The 15,543-nt window shown below is 61.2% G+C and carries 16 protein-coding genes and 1 pseudogene; 7 read left to right on the top strand and 10 right to left on the bottom strand.

The window, feature by feature from the left end; translation table 11 throughout:
* Positions 1-95 precede the first annotated feature (95 nt).
* Entirely contained in the window at positions 96-1,307 is a 1,212-nt protein-coding gene (locus GNZ12_RS14780; RefSeq protein WP_172311023.1) for a D-amino acid dehydrogenase, read from the top strand.
* Positions 1,308-1,679: 372 nt separating this feature from the next.
* On the opposite strand, the gene GNZ12_RS14785 is transcribed toward GNZ12_RS14780, so the two are convergent.
* Positions 1,680-2,138 (bottom strand): hypothetical protein, encoded by a 459-nt coding sequence (locus GNZ12_RS14785; RefSeq protein ID WP_172311024.1) that lies wholly within the window; start codon positions 2,136-2,138, stop codon positions 1,680-1,682.
* A gap of 251 nt (positions 2,139-2,389) precedes the next feature.
* Between GNZ12_RS14785 and GNZ12_RS14790 the strand changes: the two genes are divergently transcribed.
* Positions 2,390-2,656 carry a BON domain-containing protein gene (locus GNZ12_RS14790; protein WP_172311025.1) on the top strand — a complete coding sequence of 89 codons (267 nt, stop codon included), beginning with the start codon at positions 2,390-2,392 and terminating at the stop codon, positions 2,654-2,656.
* Here GNZ12_RS14790 and GNZ12_RS14795 read toward each other — a convergent pair.
* The 4 genes from GNZ12_RS14795 to GNZ12_RS45035 all read right to left on the bottom strand — a co-directional run bounded on the left by GNZ12_RS14795 (position 2,653) and on the right by GNZ12_RS45035 (position 6,978).
* On the bottom strand, positions 2,653-3,840 hold the full coding sequence (locus tag GNZ12_RS14795) for an acetate/propionate family kinase (protein ID WP_235993737.1): 1,188 nt from the start codon (positions 3,838-3,840) through the stop codon (positions 2,653-2,655). The two genes, GNZ12_RS14790 and GNZ12_RS14795, sit on opposite strands and share 4 nt — an antisense overlap.
* Before the next feature lie 7 nt (positions 3,841-3,847).
* Positions 3,848-6,241, bottom strand: a complete 2,394-nt coding sequence (locus GNZ12_RS14800) for a phosphoketolase family protein (protein WP_172311026.1) — start codon at positions 6,239-6,241, stop codon at positions 3,848-3,850.
* Positions 6,242-6,617: 376 nt separating this feature from the next.
* On the bottom strand, positions 6,618-6,824 hold the full coding sequence (locus tag GNZ12_RS14805) for a hypothetical protein (RefSeq protein WP_172311012.1): 207 nt from the start codon (positions 6,822-6,824) through the stop codon (positions 6,618-6,620).
* 31 nt (positions 6,825-6,855) lie between these two features.
* Positions 6,856-6,978 carry a hypothetical protein gene (locus GNZ12_RS45035; RefSeq protein ID WP_268959032.1) on the bottom strand — a complete coding sequence of 41 codons (123 nt, stop codon included), beginning with the start codon at positions 6,976-6,978 and terminating at the stop codon, positions 6,856-6,858.
* 305 nt (positions 6,979-7,283) lie between these two features.
* Between GNZ12_RS45035 and GNZ12_RS45040 the strand changes: the two genes are divergently transcribed.
* Together GNZ12_RS45040 and GNZ12_RS45770 are read left to right on the top strand one after the other, a co-directional pair.
* The gene (locus tag GNZ12_RS45040; RefSeq protein ID WP_268959033.1) at positions 7,284-7,409 is read left to right on the top strand and encodes a hypothetical protein; all 126 of its coding nucleotides are present in this window, start codon (positions 7,284-7,286) and stop codon (positions 7,407-7,409) included.
* A gap of 26 nt (positions 7,410-7,435) precedes the next feature.
* A pseudogene (locus tag GNZ12_RS45770) lies at positions 7,436-7,501 on the top strand (ankyrin repeat domain-containing protein); the annotation flags it as partial.
* Between the two features lie 65 nt (positions 7,502-7,566).
* Here GNZ12_RS45770 and GNZ12_RS14810 read toward each other — a convergent pair.
* The 4 genes from GNZ12_RS14810 to GNZ12_RS14825 all read right to left on the bottom strand — a co-directional run bounded on the left by GNZ12_RS14810 (position 7,567) and on the right by GNZ12_RS14825 (position 11,542).
* The gene (locus tag GNZ12_RS14810; RefSeq protein WP_172311027.1) at positions 7,567-8,271 is read right to left on the bottom strand and encodes an HAD family hydrolase; all 705 of its coding nucleotides are present in this window, start codon (positions 8,269-8,271) and stop codon (positions 7,567-7,569) included.
* A 15-nt stretch (positions 8,272-8,286) separates the two neighbouring features.
* Complete coding sequence (gnd, locus tag GNZ12_RS14815; protein ID WP_172311028.1) at positions 8,287-9,324, bottom strand: phosphogluconate dehydrogenase (NAD(+)-dependent, decarboxylating); 1,038 nt, start codon at positions 9,322-9,324, stop codon at positions 8,287-8,289.
* A 405-nt stretch (positions 9,325-9,729) separates the two neighbouring features.
* Positions 9,730-11,052 (bottom strand): sugar efflux transporter, encoded by a 1,323-nt coding sequence (locus GNZ12_RS14820; protein ID WP_172311029.1) that lies wholly within the window; start codon positions 11,050-11,052, stop codon positions 9,730-9,732.
* Positions 11,053-11,224: 172 nt separating this feature from the next.
* Entirely contained in the window at positions 11,225-11,542 is a 318-nt protein-coding gene (locus GNZ12_RS14825; protein ID WP_172311030.1) for a DUF2628 domain-containing protein, read from the bottom strand.
* 182 nt (positions 11,543-11,724) lie between these two features.
* Between GNZ12_RS14825 and GNZ12_RS14830 the strand changes: the two genes are divergently transcribed.
* The 3 genes from GNZ12_RS14830 to GNZ12_RS14840 all read left to right on the top strand — a co-directional run bounded on the left by GNZ12_RS14830 (position 11,725) and on the right by GNZ12_RS14840 (position 12,997).
* The gene (locus GNZ12_RS14830) at positions 11,725-12,141 is read left to right on the top strand and encodes a MarR family winged helix-turn-helix transcriptional regulator (protein WP_172311031.1); all 417 of its coding nucleotides are present in this window, start codon (positions 11,725-11,727) and stop codon (positions 12,139-12,141) included.
* Between the two features lie 52 nt (positions 12,142-12,193).
* Entirely contained in the window at positions 12,194-12,481 is a 288-nt protein-coding gene (locus GNZ12_RS14835; protein WP_172311032.1) for a hypothetical protein, read from the top strand.
* A 195-nt stretch (positions 12,482-12,676) separates the two neighbouring features.
* Complete coding sequence (locus GNZ12_RS14840; protein WP_172311033.1) at positions 12,677-12,997, top strand: thioredoxin family protein; 321 nt, start codon at positions 12,677-12,679, stop codon at positions 12,995-12,997.
* 90 nt (positions 12,998-13,087) lie between these two features.
* On the opposite strand, the gene GNZ12_RS14845 is transcribed toward GNZ12_RS14840, so the two are convergent.
* A complete protein-coding gene (locus GNZ12_RS14845; RefSeq protein ID WP_172311061.1) occupies positions 13,088-15,241 on the bottom strand; it encodes a hybrid sensor histidine kinase/response regulator in 2,154 nt (717 codons plus the stop codon).
* Positions 15,242-15,543: the final 302 nt, after the last annotated feature.

The raw sequence follows: 15,543 nt of genomic DNA on the forward strand, positions 1-15,543 counted from the left end.
GGAAGAAACTCTCAGGTACATGGACAGATGGGGCATCGACGCCGGTTTCGACACGAAATCGACACCGGTGATGCTCAACTACTCTGGACCATGTCATGTCACGAATCGCCATTATCGGCGCCGGTATTACCGGCGTCACGACTGCTCACGCCCTGGCTCAGCGCGGCCACCACGTTACCGTGTTCGAACGTCATCGCTATGCGGCGATGGAGACCTCGTTCGCTAACGGCGGCCAGTTGTCGGCCAGCAATGCTGAAGTGTGGAACAGCGCGGCCACTGTGATGAAGGGTTTGCGGTGGATGCTTACGCGCGACGCGCCGTTGCTGCTTAATCCGATGCCCACGTGGCATAAGTATTCGTGGATGGGTGAGTTTTTGCGGCAGATTCCGAACTATCGGGCCAATACCGTCGAGACGGTGCGGCTTGCGATTGCGGCGCGTGAGCATTTGTTTTCGATTGCTGAGCGTGAAGGGATCGATTTCGATCTGGAGCGGCGCGGCATTCTGCACATCTACAAGACCCGGAAGGAATTCGACGCGGCGAGTAAGGTGAATGCGTTGCTGCGCGAAGGCGGGCTGGATCGGAATCCGGTGACGGCGAACGAGTTGCACGCGATCGAGCCTACGCTGCAGGGTGATTTTTTCGGTGGTTTTTTTACGCCTTCAGATTCGACTGGCGATATTCACAAGTTCACGCGTGGGTTGGCGCAGGCTTGCGTGCGGCATGGCGTCGAGTTTCATTACGATGCCGAGATTACAGGCATCGAGCAGCCGGCTGAGGGGCGGTTCTCGCTAAGCGTGAAACTGGAAGGTGAGTCGCAGCAGTTTGCCTTTGAGCGGATCGTGGTGTGCGCCGGCGTGAAGAGTCGCGACTTCGCGGCCATGCTTGGCGATCATGTGAACGTGTACCCGGTTAAGGGGTATTCGATTACCGTTTGTCTTGATGATGAAGTGAGCCAGCAGCGCGCGCCGTGGGTGAGTCTGCTCGACGATAGCGCGAAAATTGTCACCAGCCGGCTTGGAGTGGATCGGTTTCGGGTTGCCGGTACGGCGGAGATCAATGGGTTCAATCGGGATATTCGGTCGGATCGGATTGCGCCTTTGGTTGATTGGACTCGGCGGTATTTTCCGGAGGTGTCGACTTCGAAGATCATCCCGTGGGCTGGTTTAAGGCCGATGCTGCCGAGCATGTTGCCGAAGGTCGGGCGCGGGAAACGGCGCGGCGTTTTTTATAACACCGGACATGGGCATTTGGGCTGGACGTTGTCGGCGGCTACAGCGCAGGCTTTGGCGGGGGCTATTCAATAGGGCTTGGTTTGCCTGCGCGGCGCTTTGTTTGTCTGTTTGCGTGCGGCGTTGGCCTTTCCTTGATTTCTTAGTGGTCTATTAGCGTCGCCCCTGTGCGGGGCGGCACTTGCTTTCTTTGCCGCCGCAAAGAAAGATAAGCAAAGAAAGCGGCTCACACCGCCAGCTCATAAGCGGGTTCCCCCGCGCAGTCGCGGCAGTGGTGCATCTGGAATCTGTGTTCTCGCTCATTCGGCGTCAGTGACAAAGCAGTCATTCTTCCGGCGGCGCTGCGCGCGCCGTCGCGGTTGTTCACTAAAACCTGTCGCGGTGTACGCTTGCAGGTTACGGGTTCGCAGCCTTTATGATTTTATGGACTATATGCGGCCACTCATTTTAGGGTTTCAGCAACCTGTAGACCTTGGCCGACCTCCGCCAGGAGAATAGCGTCCAGGCGTTCATCGGTACGACCGCGATAATCCAAACTACGACGCGCGTACTGGCGTCGCCGCTGTGAGCTTCGTTTATCCATTTAAGGTAAAGCAGGGCTGACATCAGGATACCGGCCACAAACCACCAGAAGGAAGTCTCAGGCGAACCGACGCCGCAAACCTCGCCGGTGGCGTGGTTTAGCCATCCCACGAGTGTCTGCCAGTTATCCGTATCGCGCAGTACCGCCGTCACGACCATGCCGTTTTCAAGTCGAGGCGCGCCGCGCATTTGTACAGCGTACTGACGTTTGCCTGCAACCGTGACGTTAAAGGCTGTACTGATTGTTCTCCTGCCATATTTGTCTTTCTCGGCGACTATCCCGCCGATGTTTTCAAGCGTGACGGTAGTGGCATGGTAGGTCATGGGCAGATCGTGCGGTAACTGCGTTGGCAACGCATAGCTGTGTCCGAGAGCGTGAATATACCCCGTGCAGCATCTTGTATTAGTTTGTGATTGTTCTATGCACTACGCCGCCACGTCGTGCTCGATTCTACCGTTCCCTTAGGTATTAGCCTGGACTTGATTTGACAGTTACCGGCGAAGCGTCCCCAAAGGCAAAACCCGCTACGTCTGCTAGTGTTGTCCAATTGTGGTCCACTTTCCAGGGTATCGCCATGACCAGATCCCGCTCCGCCACGCGCAACGACCCAAGCACGCGCCTCACTGACGAACAGATCGCCGCAGAAGCGACAAGGCGCCTCGCCTGGGATGCCGCCGTGCCCCCAAACGCCCTGCACGTCAAGGTCTCACACGGACGCATCACCCTGCTCGGCGTACTTCAACTCGACCAGCAACGAGCCGCCGCGCTCGAAGACGTCTCCCGCCTGTTCGGTGTTACCGGCGTTTCCGATCTCGCCATCATCAAAGCGAAATTGTCCTAGCCCGCCTCCGCGCGCAACAGCGCCCGGCAATGCCTCGCAATCTGCTTTTCCTCCTCGGTATGAATCACCCTCACCTTCCCGGCTGGATCTCCTTCGGATAGCCCCAAAAACGCAAGCCCCTCGCACACGCGCTTGCGAATCTCTTCACTGTGTTCGCCGATCCCACCCGTGAACACCAGCAAATCGATCCCGCCCAGCAAAGCCGCGTAGCCGCCTATCGTTTTCTTCACCGCCGTAGCAAACGCATCCAGCGCCAGCAACGCATTCGCATCCCCCGCCGCCGCGCGTTTTTCCAGTGCCTGCATGTCGCTCTCGCCATCGGCGAAACCAGCCAGGCCGCTCTGGCGATTCAACAGCGTCTCAAGCGCGTCGGCATCAAGCTTCTCCACGCGCATCAGATACAGCAGCACGCCCGGGTCGAGATCGCCGCTGCGCGTGCCCATCGGCACGCCACCAGTCGGCGTCAACTCCATCGATGTATCGACGGATTTGCCGTCCTGCAAGGCACATAGACTCGCGCCGTTGCCCAGATGCGCGAACACCGCTCGCGGCGGCAAATCGGCGCCAAGTCGCGTTACCAGCGATTCATACGACAGCCCATGAAAGCCGTAACGAATCACGCCAGCCTCCATGTAACGACGCGGCAACGCAAGCTGCGCCGCGCGCGGCGGCAGCGTCGCATGAAACGCGGTGTCGAAGCAGGCAAAATGCTGCGCGTCGCCAAAGATCTTTGACGCCTCGTCAATCAATGCCAGCGCCGGTGGGATATGCAACGGCGCGAAGTGCACGGCGTCCTGCAAGCGCTGCCGGACTTCAGGCGTCAAGCGCTGATGTGTTCGCAGATACGGGCCGCCGTGCACCACCCGATGCCCAACCGCCGCAGGCCGCTCGTGCTTCTGCTCCGCAAGGACCCGTGAGAGCATCTGCAACGCGTCGGTCTGCGACTCCAGTACATGTTCCTGCTGCATCAGCACGCGGCCGTCAGGCGACTTGATGCGCAAGCTGCCGTCGCCGCGCCCAATACCTTCAGCGCTGCCTTCCAGTAACAATGCTTCGTCTCCGCCGGCATGCGCGGCGTGCGCGGAACGCGTAAAGAGCCCGAATTTCAGCGACGACGAACCACTATTCAGCACCAGAATCGTCGGTGCTTGCATCGGCTCGCCGGCCTTCTCATGAGTCTCCATGGCACGCTCAACCTTTCCACGTCCAGTTGCGGATATCTTCCTTATCGATGCCTTCGGCATGCGCATAAGCCAGATGCTCGATGATCTGCCCACGCAGCCACTCTTTCGCGTGATCGCCGACGCCGCGCAGCACCGGCACACGATCGATCACGTCGATCGCCAGCGAGAAACGGTCAACCTCGTTGATGATCGCCAGTTCAAGCGGCGTGTTGATGTTGCCTTTCTCGTGGTAGCCGTGCACATGCAGATTGTCGTGATTGGTGCGGTTGTAGGTCAGCTTATGCACCAGCGACGCGTACGAATGGAAGTTGAAAATCACCGGCTTCCTGGCGGTGAACAGCGAATCGAAATCGCGGTCGGACAGGCCGTGCGGATGCGCATGCTCAGGCATCAGGCGGAACAGATCGACCACGTTGACGAAGCGGATCTTCAACTCGGGAAAGCGCTCCTTCAGAATCTCGACCGCGGCGAGCGCTTCCATCGTCGCGATGTCACCGGCGCAAGCCATCACCACGTCCGGTTCGACACCCTGATCGGTCGACGCCCAATCCCAGATACCGATGCCCTTGGTGCAATGCGTAATGGCCGATTCCATGTCGAGGTACTGCAGATGCGGCTGCTTGTCGGCGACGATCACATTCACGTAATCGCGCGAACGCAAGCAATGATCGGCGACGCTCAGCAGGCAGTTGGCGTCCGGCGGCAGGTAAATGCGCACCACGTTCGGGCTTTTATTGGTGACGACATCGAGAAAACCCGGGTCCTGGTGCGTGAAACCGTTGTGATCCTGGCGCCACACCAGCGACGTGATCAGCAGGTTGATCGACGGCACCGGTTGCCGCCAGCCAAGATCGCATTTCGCTTTTTCCAGCCACTTGGCGTGCTGGTTGAACATCGAATCAATCACGTGGACGAACGCTTCATAGGTGGCGAAAAGCCCATGGCGTCCGGTCAGCACGTAACCTTCGAACCAGCCTTCAAGCGTGTGCTCGCTCAGCATCTCCATCACGCGGCCATCCACCGAGAGTTCGCCGCCGTCGGCGTCGCTTGCCATCGTTTCGGCCAGCCAGGTTTTCTCCGAGGCCTCGTAGATGGCCGTCAGCTTGTTGCTGGCGGTTTCGTCGGGGCCGAATACGCGGAAGCTCGTCATGTTGTTGCGCATCACGTCGCGCAGAAACGTGCCGAGCACCTCAGTGGGTGACGTGTACGAGCCGCCGGGGTTCTTCACCGCCACCGCGTAGTCGCGAAACGCCGGCAGGTCGAGCGTTTTGCACAGCAGACCGCCATTCGCATGCGGATTGGCGCTGATGCGGCGCGTGCCAACGGGCGACAGTTCACGCAGTTCTTCGACCAGACGTCCTGCTTCGTCGAATAGTGACTCCGGCTCATAACTGCGCAGCCAGTTCTCTACGAGCTTCAGGCTTTCGCTATTGGTGACCGGATCGAGCACCGGCACCTGGTGCGCGCGCCACGAGCCTTCCACTTGATGACCGTCGACTTCTTTCGGCCCGGTCCAGCCCTTCGGCGAGCGCAGCACAATCATCGGCCAGCGCGGCCGCGTTGCATCATTGGCCTCGCGCGCATGCTGCTGGATCGCGCGGATTTCGCCGATGCATTGTTCGAGCGTCGCAGCCATCTGTTGATGCATGGTGTCCGGATCGTCGCCTTCGACGAAATACGGTTTGTGGCCGTAGCCGGTCAGCAAAGCTTCGAGTTCCTCCCGGGGAATCCGCGCGAGGATCGTCGGATTGGCGATCTTGTAGCCGTTCAGATGCAGAACCGGCAGCACCGCGCCATCGCGAATCGGGTTGAGGAATTTGTTCGAGTGCCATGAGGTGGCCAGCGGTCCGGTTTCCGCCTCGCCGTCGCCGATCATCACCGCGACGATCAGATCGGGGTTGTCGAACGCGGCGCCATAGCCGTGCGACAGGCTATAGCCGAGTTCGCCGCCTTCGTGAATCGAGCCCGGCGTTTCGGGCGTGCAATGCGAGCCGATACCGCCGGGAAACGAGAATTGCCGGAAGAAGCGGCGCATGCCGGCTTCGTCTTCGCTGCGGTCGGGATAAATTTCCGAGTAATGGCCCTCGAGGTAGCAGTGGGCCAGCGTGGCGGGCGCGCCATGGCCTGGGCCTGCGATATAGATCACGTTCAGATCGAGCTTCCTGATGAGCCGGTTCAGATGCACCAGCAGGAAGCTCTGCCCTGGGTCCGAGCCCCAATGGCCCAGCAGGCGGTTCTTGATGTGTTCGGGTTTGAGGGGTTCACGCAACAGCGGGTTGTCGCGCAAGTAGATCATGCCGGCCGAGAGGTAGTTGCAGGCGCGCCAGTAGCGGTCCATCTTGCGCAACGTGTCGGGTTCTAGTGTTTTCGGCGGGGTCAGACGGGAGGTTGCTTCGGCCATGGCGTCACTCCTTGAAAAGGACTGTCAGGCAGGTTAGCGGGTGCTGCAGCGGTTGTTCGTGACGCGGCCCGTGGAGAAAAACCAGCAACGCCGGCCTTTCTGTCATGCGCATGACATAACACAGGCGTAGCGGCGAAGGTCCGTTGCTCAAGGCTTTCGGGGATTGGACCAGGGAATCGTCACGGGTGTGACCGTGAAGCGCGCGTCATGGTTCGACGCGATCGTTCAAAGCTTGATCTTGCGACGTGCATGCGTCGCTTTTGTGTAGGCGCGGGAAGCGTGGAGTGTGGCGTGGCCGATGCGATTGCCGGCCCGAACGTTGGCTAGCGCCCGTTCGACTGTTCGACGTTTGTTCGTTGGTCTTCAGTTGAAGGCCTTACGCGGGCTCTTTCTCGTTCCGTTGTGGTGGCTGGTAGCGCCATTTGCTGGCATTGGGGTCGTTGCGCGCGTCGTCGCGTTCGCGTTGTTCGGCTCGCGCTTCATCGGCGCGGCCGAGTTCGGTGCGCCGGTCGCGCACGGCGGCTGGCGAATCGGCTTGACGCAACGGCGACGGCGAACGTCGCTGAGTAGGTAGTACTGACATGAAGCCTCCCTTTTCGAGGATGTGGGGCGAATCAACGTTTCTTGCCTGTCCAGCGGCGGTCCGGGCGGTGTAGGAGACGAAGCTGACGCAGGTACATCGAAGCGCCAAACATCAGCGCCATGCCGGCCACGATGCCCCAGATTGCGGATGTCATGATTTTCCTTTGGCCCGCCGGCCGCACAGCGTTTGATCGCCTGCGGCGTGAAGGTGGGCATCCGATTGCGCGTGCGCTGGCTTTGAATAGGCCTGATCGCGCCACACGCTAAGCAAGGATCATGCGCTCAATTGGGAGGAATGTCTGTACGTTGTTGGACAGTCGGCACGGCAGAGGCTGCCAGTCTTGCGCTAAACTTTAAGCGAGCATTAAGCGAATGCGATTAAGCTCTTCGCGCTGAATGCGCTACGGCGAACCGCATCTGGCGCGTCCTGCCCTGCTCGCCCATCATCCAAACGGTCACCATGTCGACACCCAGCCGCCTCAAGACGCCCCTGATTCTTGTTCTCTCGCTCGTGCTGTTGTGCGCCGGTGTTGCCGTTCTGGTCGGCGTGTTCGGGTTGCTGGTCAAACTGGCGGGCCTTGCCTAGCATGCCGTTGGGCAGGCGTCGGCGGCAAAAAAGGCGTGCCGCCGAATCTGCGCAATGACAAGGGCGACAGTCTCGTGATGCTGGCGAGCTATCGCATCGCCGTGGAGGCGTGACTGCAATGGACGCGGCTGGAACAGCGCTGCGAAAGGCAGAAAACCTAAGCGCCCCCTACCGTCCCACCGCTCAGAAGCATATTGACGTCGAGATCGGCCAGTTCCCCAATCCGCTCAATCGTCACGTCCGCGGGCGGATTGCTGGAGATCTCCTTGGGATCGAAAGCGTAATGCCCCTGGCGAGGAAAAACCGTCGTCAGCCTCTCCCCCCAGGCCTTCTTCATGGCCGTCAAGATCCGTAACTTGTCATCGACCATCACGTACTGCCGGGCCGGATAACACTCCATCACCTGATCGAGCATCTGCTCCTTATGGATGTAGATCAAAACCCGTCCCTCGACCTCATCCCATAAGCCCGAGCGGGCGATCTTGCGCGGTTGGAACACCACATCGCCATCGGACAAAATCACCGCCGGCCCGTACTGGGACACATGTTTGATCGCATCCAATGCCCCCGGATACAGCCGGTTCGCAAACGGATAGTCGATCAGAAACGACGACATCAACAACAGGCGCGTGTCCCGAGGCTGCTCCAGCCGATAGCGCTGCAACGCCCCAAGGTAATCGGCATAGCCAAGCTCCGCGCGCAAGTCTTCAAAAATTTCCCAGTACCGCGCGCTGTTCTGCTCGCCGAACTCGCGGATCATGTGCGCACGTAAATCCGCCAGCACATGATCGTTGTCCAGTAACGTGTTATCGCAATCGAACAGAAACACGACGTCGTGAGGCGTGGCGTTAGCGGCTTGCATCGCGGCTCCCATGAATTAGCCCTTGTGTCCATCGGCCGGCGTGGCCGCTTTCTCGACGTGACCGCCAAAGTCGTGCCGCATGGCCGACAACACCCGGTTCGCAAAATCCGCGTCGCCCCGTGAGCTGAAACGCGCGAATAGCGCCGCGCTCAGCACCGGCGTCGGCACGCCTTCGTCGATCGCGGCCGCCACCGTCCAGCGCCCTTCGCCCGAATCCGATACGCGCCCTGCATAGCTTTGCAGATCGGCGTCGCTGACGAGCGATCCTGCGATCAGGTCCAGCAGCCACGAACCGATCACGCTGCCGCGCCGCCAGACCTCAGTGACCTCGGCGAGATTCAATTCGTATTGGTAAAGCTCGGGACGGCGCAGCGGCGACGTTTCGGCATCGGCTTCGCGCGCGTGTTTGCCGGCGTCGGCGTGGTGCAGAATGTTCAGGCCTTCGGCATACGCGGCCATCATTCCGTATTCGATGCCGTTGTGGACCATCTTCACAAAGTGCCCCGCCCCCTGCGGGCCGCAATGCAGGAAGCCCTGATCGGCCGTGCTGGCGCTGGCGGTGCGGCCCGGTGTGGCGGGCGCGGAGCCCGCGCCCGGCGCAAGCGTCGAGAAAATCGGTTCGAGCCGCTTCACGACCTCTGCCTCGCCGCCGATCATCAGGCAGTAGCCGCGCTCGCGGCCCGCGACGCCGCCGCTCGTACCGACATCCACGTAGTGCAGCTGATGTTTGGCCAGATCGGCGCCGCGGCGAATGTCGTCGTGGTAGTAGGAGTTGCCGCCGTCGATCACTATGTCGCCGGGTTCCAGCAGGGGCACGAGGCTGTCGAGCGTCTTGTCGACCACCGCCGCGGGCACCATCAGCCACACCGCGCGCGGCTTCTCCAGTTTCGCGACCAGGTCGTCGAGCGATGCCGCCCCCGCAATGCCTTCCTGTTTCAGCTTGTCCACCGCTGCCGGTTGCACGTCGTAAGCGATACATTGCTGACCGCCCTTCGTCAGGCGTCGCACCATGTCCGCGCCCATGCGTCCCAATCCAATCATGCCTAGCTGCATATCTCGCTCCGGAAAGTGTCTCGTTGCGCTGCTCGAAAGGGTTCGGTGTACGACAGCCGTGCCGCGCGCTTCACTTGCGGCAAGTGGCGCTTCTAACTGTAGGTGCGTTTTACGTGATCCGACAGACACACGGTAGCAGTCTTGGATCGTCTGTGCGTTGAATCGGGCATCTCCGCCGACGACAAATGACGATACGCTTCTTTGCAGAGTTTTTGCGCAGCAGGAAGTTCCGGTCGTGCGCCGGTGCGAGCTTTAGCGCATACGCAAGCTTCGATTCAGCTAACTGCCGTCTTACACTTCTCGTTGCTCAGGCTCAGGCTCAGGCTGACGTTTCCAATGCCGCTTTCAAATGGCATGGGGATCGGTTCGCGCGGCCAATGGGCGTGCCGCGTGTAAACCGTGCGCCTATCGCCGCCGTGCCTGAACCTTCCCGTATTGCGTGCGCGCGAAACGCCGCACCGCGCGCCACATCTGCGGATAGCGGTAACCCGGCACGGCAAATAGCGCCAGCGCGCAAAGCGCCAGCAAACTGCAGAACAGGAACGTGCCGCGATAGCTGAACGCCTGCACCAGCAAACCCGACAACACGCCGGAGAGAATCGAGCCGACCCGCGCGGCATTGAAGAACAGCGCGGTTGCGCGGCCCGGCGACTGCGGCATCAGGTCCTGCACGTAGGTCATGCCGAGGCACGAAGTCACCGCGACCACGAATGCATTGAGCATCTGCATCGGGATCAGCACGTGGACGCTCCCCGCCAGCGACATCGCGATGAAATACACGGCGTGAACCGCCGCGCAGGCGGCCAGCCAGTTAGGCTTGTGCAGCGTCGACGACTTCGCGCCGAGCGCGAGCATCATCGGAATCTCCACCAGGGCGCCGAAGCCGAGCATGATCGACACATCCAGATGCGTGCCGTTCAGGCCGTGCACGATGTAAAGCGGCAGCACGATCATGGTGGCGTTCGCAGCAAGACCGAGCAAGGTGAGCGCGGCCACGGCGCGGCGGATGTCGTTTTGCGAGGCGACGCCCGGCAGGTCTTCGTGCGCCTCTTCGCCGGGTGCGGTGAGCGGCGGCACGGTGATCGAGGCTGAAGGCTCCGAGGCTGTGTCTTCCACGGTGTGATCGCCCAGATGGCCTTGCGGCTCCCGCATGCGCCAGACAATGGTCGCGCAGGCCGCGAAACTCGCCGCCGCGAACAGGAAGAGCCCATAGAAGCCGGTGCCGGCGAGCACCAGCGCGCCCACCGATGGCCCGAACACCCACGCCGCCGACAGGATGGTCCGCAAGGTGGCGCTGGCGAACGCGCGCTCCGCGGGGTCCGGCACCGGCAGCGTCGCGCGGCTGAACGAGAACACCATCGAGATGGCCGAGCCCCCCGCGCCGATAAAGACAATGCCAACCGCCAGCAACAGCCGGTAGTCACGCACCACGCATAGACAGAGGTAGCCGAGTGCGGCGGCCACCAGCGCCGCCAGCAACAACGGCCGGTGCCTTCCGCTCGCATCGCTCCAACGGCCGGCGAAGGTGCTGGCGAGCACCCCGCTGGCGGCGATCAGCGTCATGAAGATGCCGAGCTTGAGCGGTGTCATGCCGGCGCGTTCAACGCCGAATAGCGACAGATAGGGAGCGGTGAACGACATCGCCACACCGAGCATGAGGGTGGCGGCGGCCAGCGGCTTGAAGCCAGGGATGCGCAGCAGGTCGAAAAAACGGGCGGTTTTCAACACGGGGGCGGTGGGTCAGGGAAAGCGAGCCTGCGACGCACGATGCGCACCGCAGACTTCGTGGCCGGAACAACTGGGGCATTATCGGCCTACCTTGCGGGTCCGTAAACCTGCGTCCCTGCATCCCACATTTATATTGCGCGCCGTTGCGGACGAACTGGCGGCATAGACGACGCTACTTGCCCTCACCCGCCGGGTGCACGACAACGTATCCGCGCTTTTCGAGCGTCCAGCGGTGCCACTGATTGCCATAGACACCACAACCGATGCCGAACAGCACGGACAATATCAGTCCGATCGTGCCGATCGTTTCACCCCACAAACCCGAGAAAAACAGCAGCGTATTGACTGCCAGCATGACGAAAGTGGCAAACCACATTCTCTTCGACATTGCCCAGATGAAGCCCAACAGCAATGCACCCCAACTGAAACCCGTGGCGACCGCGACGGTTTCGTCCTTGCCGGGCCGCTGAAGGTAGATCCTTTCCGCCATTTCCTTTCCTGATCCTGAACGCGATGATGCATCGAGATGCGAATCATGACGTTTAACATGTCACGCTGGCAAGAACATGCGTTTGCGTGAAATTTGTGCGACGACGCACCCGCCGGCATCTCCTGGCGCGGCGCACTAAATTTTAGTTGCCTTGCTAACCATATTGCGTTTCAATGGAGGCCATGTTCGATCATTGCCTTTACTTCAATTCTTCCGCATTGGCGCGGCTTGCCGAGCGCGAATGGGGTGCCGTGTACGCCGAATTCGGGCTGACGCCACCCCAGGGTTTCGTGCTGCGCGTCGTGTTGGCCACGCCCGGTTGCCTGAGTAGCCAGGTGGCGGATCTGCTGGGCATTGCCCGCCCTACTGCGACGCGGCTGATCGATAACCTGAGCGACAAGGGACTGGTGGAGCGCCGCCAGGGCGAAACCGACGGCCGCGAATGGCGTGTGCATGCCACACGGGCGGGCAAAGCGCTCGAGCGGCCGATTAACGAAGCCAGCGCGCAAATTGCGAAGAATCTACGCGCCAGGATCGGGCCGGAGTTGTTTGAGGCGGCCGTTACGTCAATGCACGGCGTGCGAAAAGCGCTTGGATAAGGTGTTTTTTTAATCCGATAGTTGTCTTGCTAATCATATAAGGGAGAATCGGATGGACCATCTGGTGAGTCAGCGCAATGCGACAACCCGCAAGGCCACGGGAAGATTTTCAGGCGGTACGCGGGGTTCGGCGAACTGGATTTTCGGTGCCGCCATCGGGATGTCGCTTTGTATCCTGCTGGGCATCGCGATTGCTTGCGCACCCGCTGCCGTGCGCAGTAATAACGAGCACTGCTTGCAAGCGCTGGCGGATGAGCAGCACGTCAGTGTCGAGGATTTTTTCCAGAACTCCGCTGGGCAGGATGCGCTGGCGTTGGCGGCTGAGCAATGCGCGAGATGACTGGCTTGCCTTGCGCTTCGGGCTGAGCCGCTGCGGGTCAGATATCGATGAAAGCCCATCCTGCATGGGAAAACACCCCTGCCTCCTCGCTGACGATCTCGGCCATAGCTGCTACTCTTTACCCAATCCACGCGCAGCGAGGCCCCGCGCAAGCGGAAACCCTGTCTGCGACGGTAAAAAGGCACCGGAGCACCCATGGCAACCCAAACACCCTATTCCCCTCAAGCGCCGTCGCGGGCCGAAGTCGACGTCCTGCCGGGCACCACGGTCATAGAATTCGGCACGAACTGGTGCGGCTACTGCCAAGGCGCGCAAGCGGTGATTGCCAAAGCCTTCGAACCCCATACCGGCATCCGGCATCTCAAAGTCGAAGACGGCCCTGGCCGCCCGCTCGGCCGCTCCTTCAAGGTCAAACTCTGGCCCACGCTGATCTTTATGCGCGATGGCGCCGAAGTCACACGCATCGTGCGCCCGGCTAACGCCACGGAGATCACCGAGGCTTTCGCTTCGCTCTGACCTGGGCGTCACGCACATATTGAACAGCGCGGCGGCGCTCGGCAAGTACGACGCAGCGCAGGAAAAGAACTAGCCACTACGGCGAGCGCTTCAGGGTTCGCAAACCACCAGGGCGTGAAGCTCGTCGATGTTGAAGGGTTTGGCGAGTATCGCTACGCCGAGCCGGCGCGCCCGTTCGAGTTCGTCGGCGTAGCCGGTCATCAGCGCGATTTTCTGCGCGGGCCACGCGCTGCGTACCTTTTCCGCGAGGTCGATGCCGTTGAGTTTGCCCGGCATCTGGATGTCGGACAGCACCAGTTCAAACTTCGCGCCGCCGGTCAGCACGTCGAGCGCCTGGTCGGCGTTCGGCTCGTGGCGCACTTCGCAGCCGAAGGTTTCCAGCACGGCGGCTACGCCCGCCGCCACGTCTTCGTTGTCTTCCACCAGCAGCACGATGCCCTTTGAAGCCGGCGCCGGCTGGTGCGCCGCTTCTACGTCGGGCACCAATGCTTTCCGCCGCTCACGATAGCGCGGTAAATAAAGTCTGACCGTCGTGCCACTTCCCGGCACGCTGTCGATTTTGGCCGTGCCGCCCGCCTGTTCGCACATGGCGAGAACCTGGGCGAGGCCGAGGCCGGTACCCGAGCCGCGCAGCTTGGTGGTGAACAGCGGCTCGAACGCGCGACGAACGACGGCTTCAGGCATGCCCGCGCCGTCGTCGGAGCAGGTGATCAGCACGTATTCACCGTCGGGCAGTAAAGTGTCGCTGCCCACCAGACGGTTGTTCTGACAACGGATCACGAAGCGGCCGCCGCGCGGCATCGCATCGCGCGCGTTGACCGCCAGATTCATGATCGCGAATTCGAGGTCGGTCGAATCGGCCAGCACCTGCCAGACGTTATCGACCATGTTCAAGGCCATTTCAATGTTGTCGCCAAGCGCTGCGTCGATCAGCGGCGCGGCGCTTGGCAGCCATGTAGCGAGGTTGACCGGCTCCTGCTTGAGCGGCTGCTTCTTCGCCACGCTCAGGAGCTGCCGCGTGAGCGATTCCGCCGTGGCGGTAGCGCGTTCAACGGCTTGCACTTCTTTTTCCAGGTTGTTATAGCGCTTCAAACGCGCCAGTTCAGTGTTGGCTGACACCACCATCAGCAGGTTGTTGAAGTCGTGCGCGACGTTGGCGACGAGATTGCCGAGCGCGCCCATGCGCTGTAATTGCCGGCTCGACGCCTCCGCGGAAAGACGCATGGCCACTTCGCCTTGCCAGCGTTCCCACGCGCGGCGCTCGCCGGCGAGCTGGCGCAACGAGAAAAACACCAGCAGCCAGATCGCGACGCAAGGCACGGCCGTGATCGCCGCGATTGCCATGAAGTGCTCGCGCCACGCGTCGCCGATCGATGCCGTCGCATACGCGCTCATGACATAGAGCGGATAGTCGCCGACCCGGCGAAACGCCAGCAACCGTTCGACACCGTCAACTGTGGAAGTCAGACGGATGTGACCGAATACCTGTTTGTCGCGCAATGCCGCGGTGAATGCGCTCTGCTGGGTGGGTTTGGCGCCCGCGGGCCACACCGGATAACGCACCAGCAGACTGCCGTCCTGGCGGTACAGCCCCAACGAGAGCGATGTATCGCCATTCGTCAGCTCACGGTAGAAGCGCGAAAAGTACTCGGTGCGCAGCGCGACGGACACCACACCGAGAAATTGCCCATTCTCGCCCGAGCGGCCAATCGCCGTGTTGAACACATTGGTTTGCGACAGCGGCCCGAACATGGACTGTGAGAAAAATGGCTGCGGCCGCATCGCCTTGGCGGCATCGAAGTCGTCGCGCCGACGCGTCGACATGACCGGCGCCGGATACGTGCGGCTCGACACCAGCAAATCGCCATTCGCGCCAAGCAGGTATATCGACGCGACCTGCGGGAAATCGCCACCGATTTGCCGCAGACGGTCGTGCAACCCGGCTTGCTGCGCGCGAATCTGTGCGTCGTCGTCGTTGCCGAGCAGGTCGACAATGCGCGAGGCCATCTGCTGATTGAGGTCCAGCACCTTGACGGCCTGTTCCTCGGTCACGCGCGCGAGCCGGTCGATCATGTCGTTCGAATCGGCAATGCGGCGCTGGTAATCGAAATACCCATAACCCGCGAGGCAGGCCAAAGGAAAAACAATCGAAACGGCAAGCACGATCAGAAGCACGCGCCGCGTCGCCGCGAAATTACGCGACGGCATGGGGAAATCGACTGCGACACGCTCCGCACGTTGCACGGTCACGATCTCCATGAAAGAGGGGTATAGGTCGGGGTGGCAGGTCACAACGGGCCCCGCGTTGTTCGTGCGCTATTTCCCTCCCCGGAATTTACCGCACTTCCGCTGTTCTCCATAGGGAGAAACACCCGGACGTCGCGTGCAGGCACTGCACGCGATACGTTCGCCGTGAACATGAGTGGGAACACGAATGACGCGGGCCAAGTGTACGTCTGCTGGACCGGTTAAGCGGAGAGGATATCGCAGCCGATTGACGCACCGGGTATGCCGCGTGTTGTGGCCATACGACGCGGATAATGCGC

Origin of the sequence: Paraburkholderia solitsugae (assembly GCF_013177695.1) — a bacterium.
Lineage (GTDB): Bacteria > Pseudomonadota > Gammaproteobacteria > Burkholderiales > Burkholderiaceae > Paraburkholderia > Paraburkholderia solitsugae.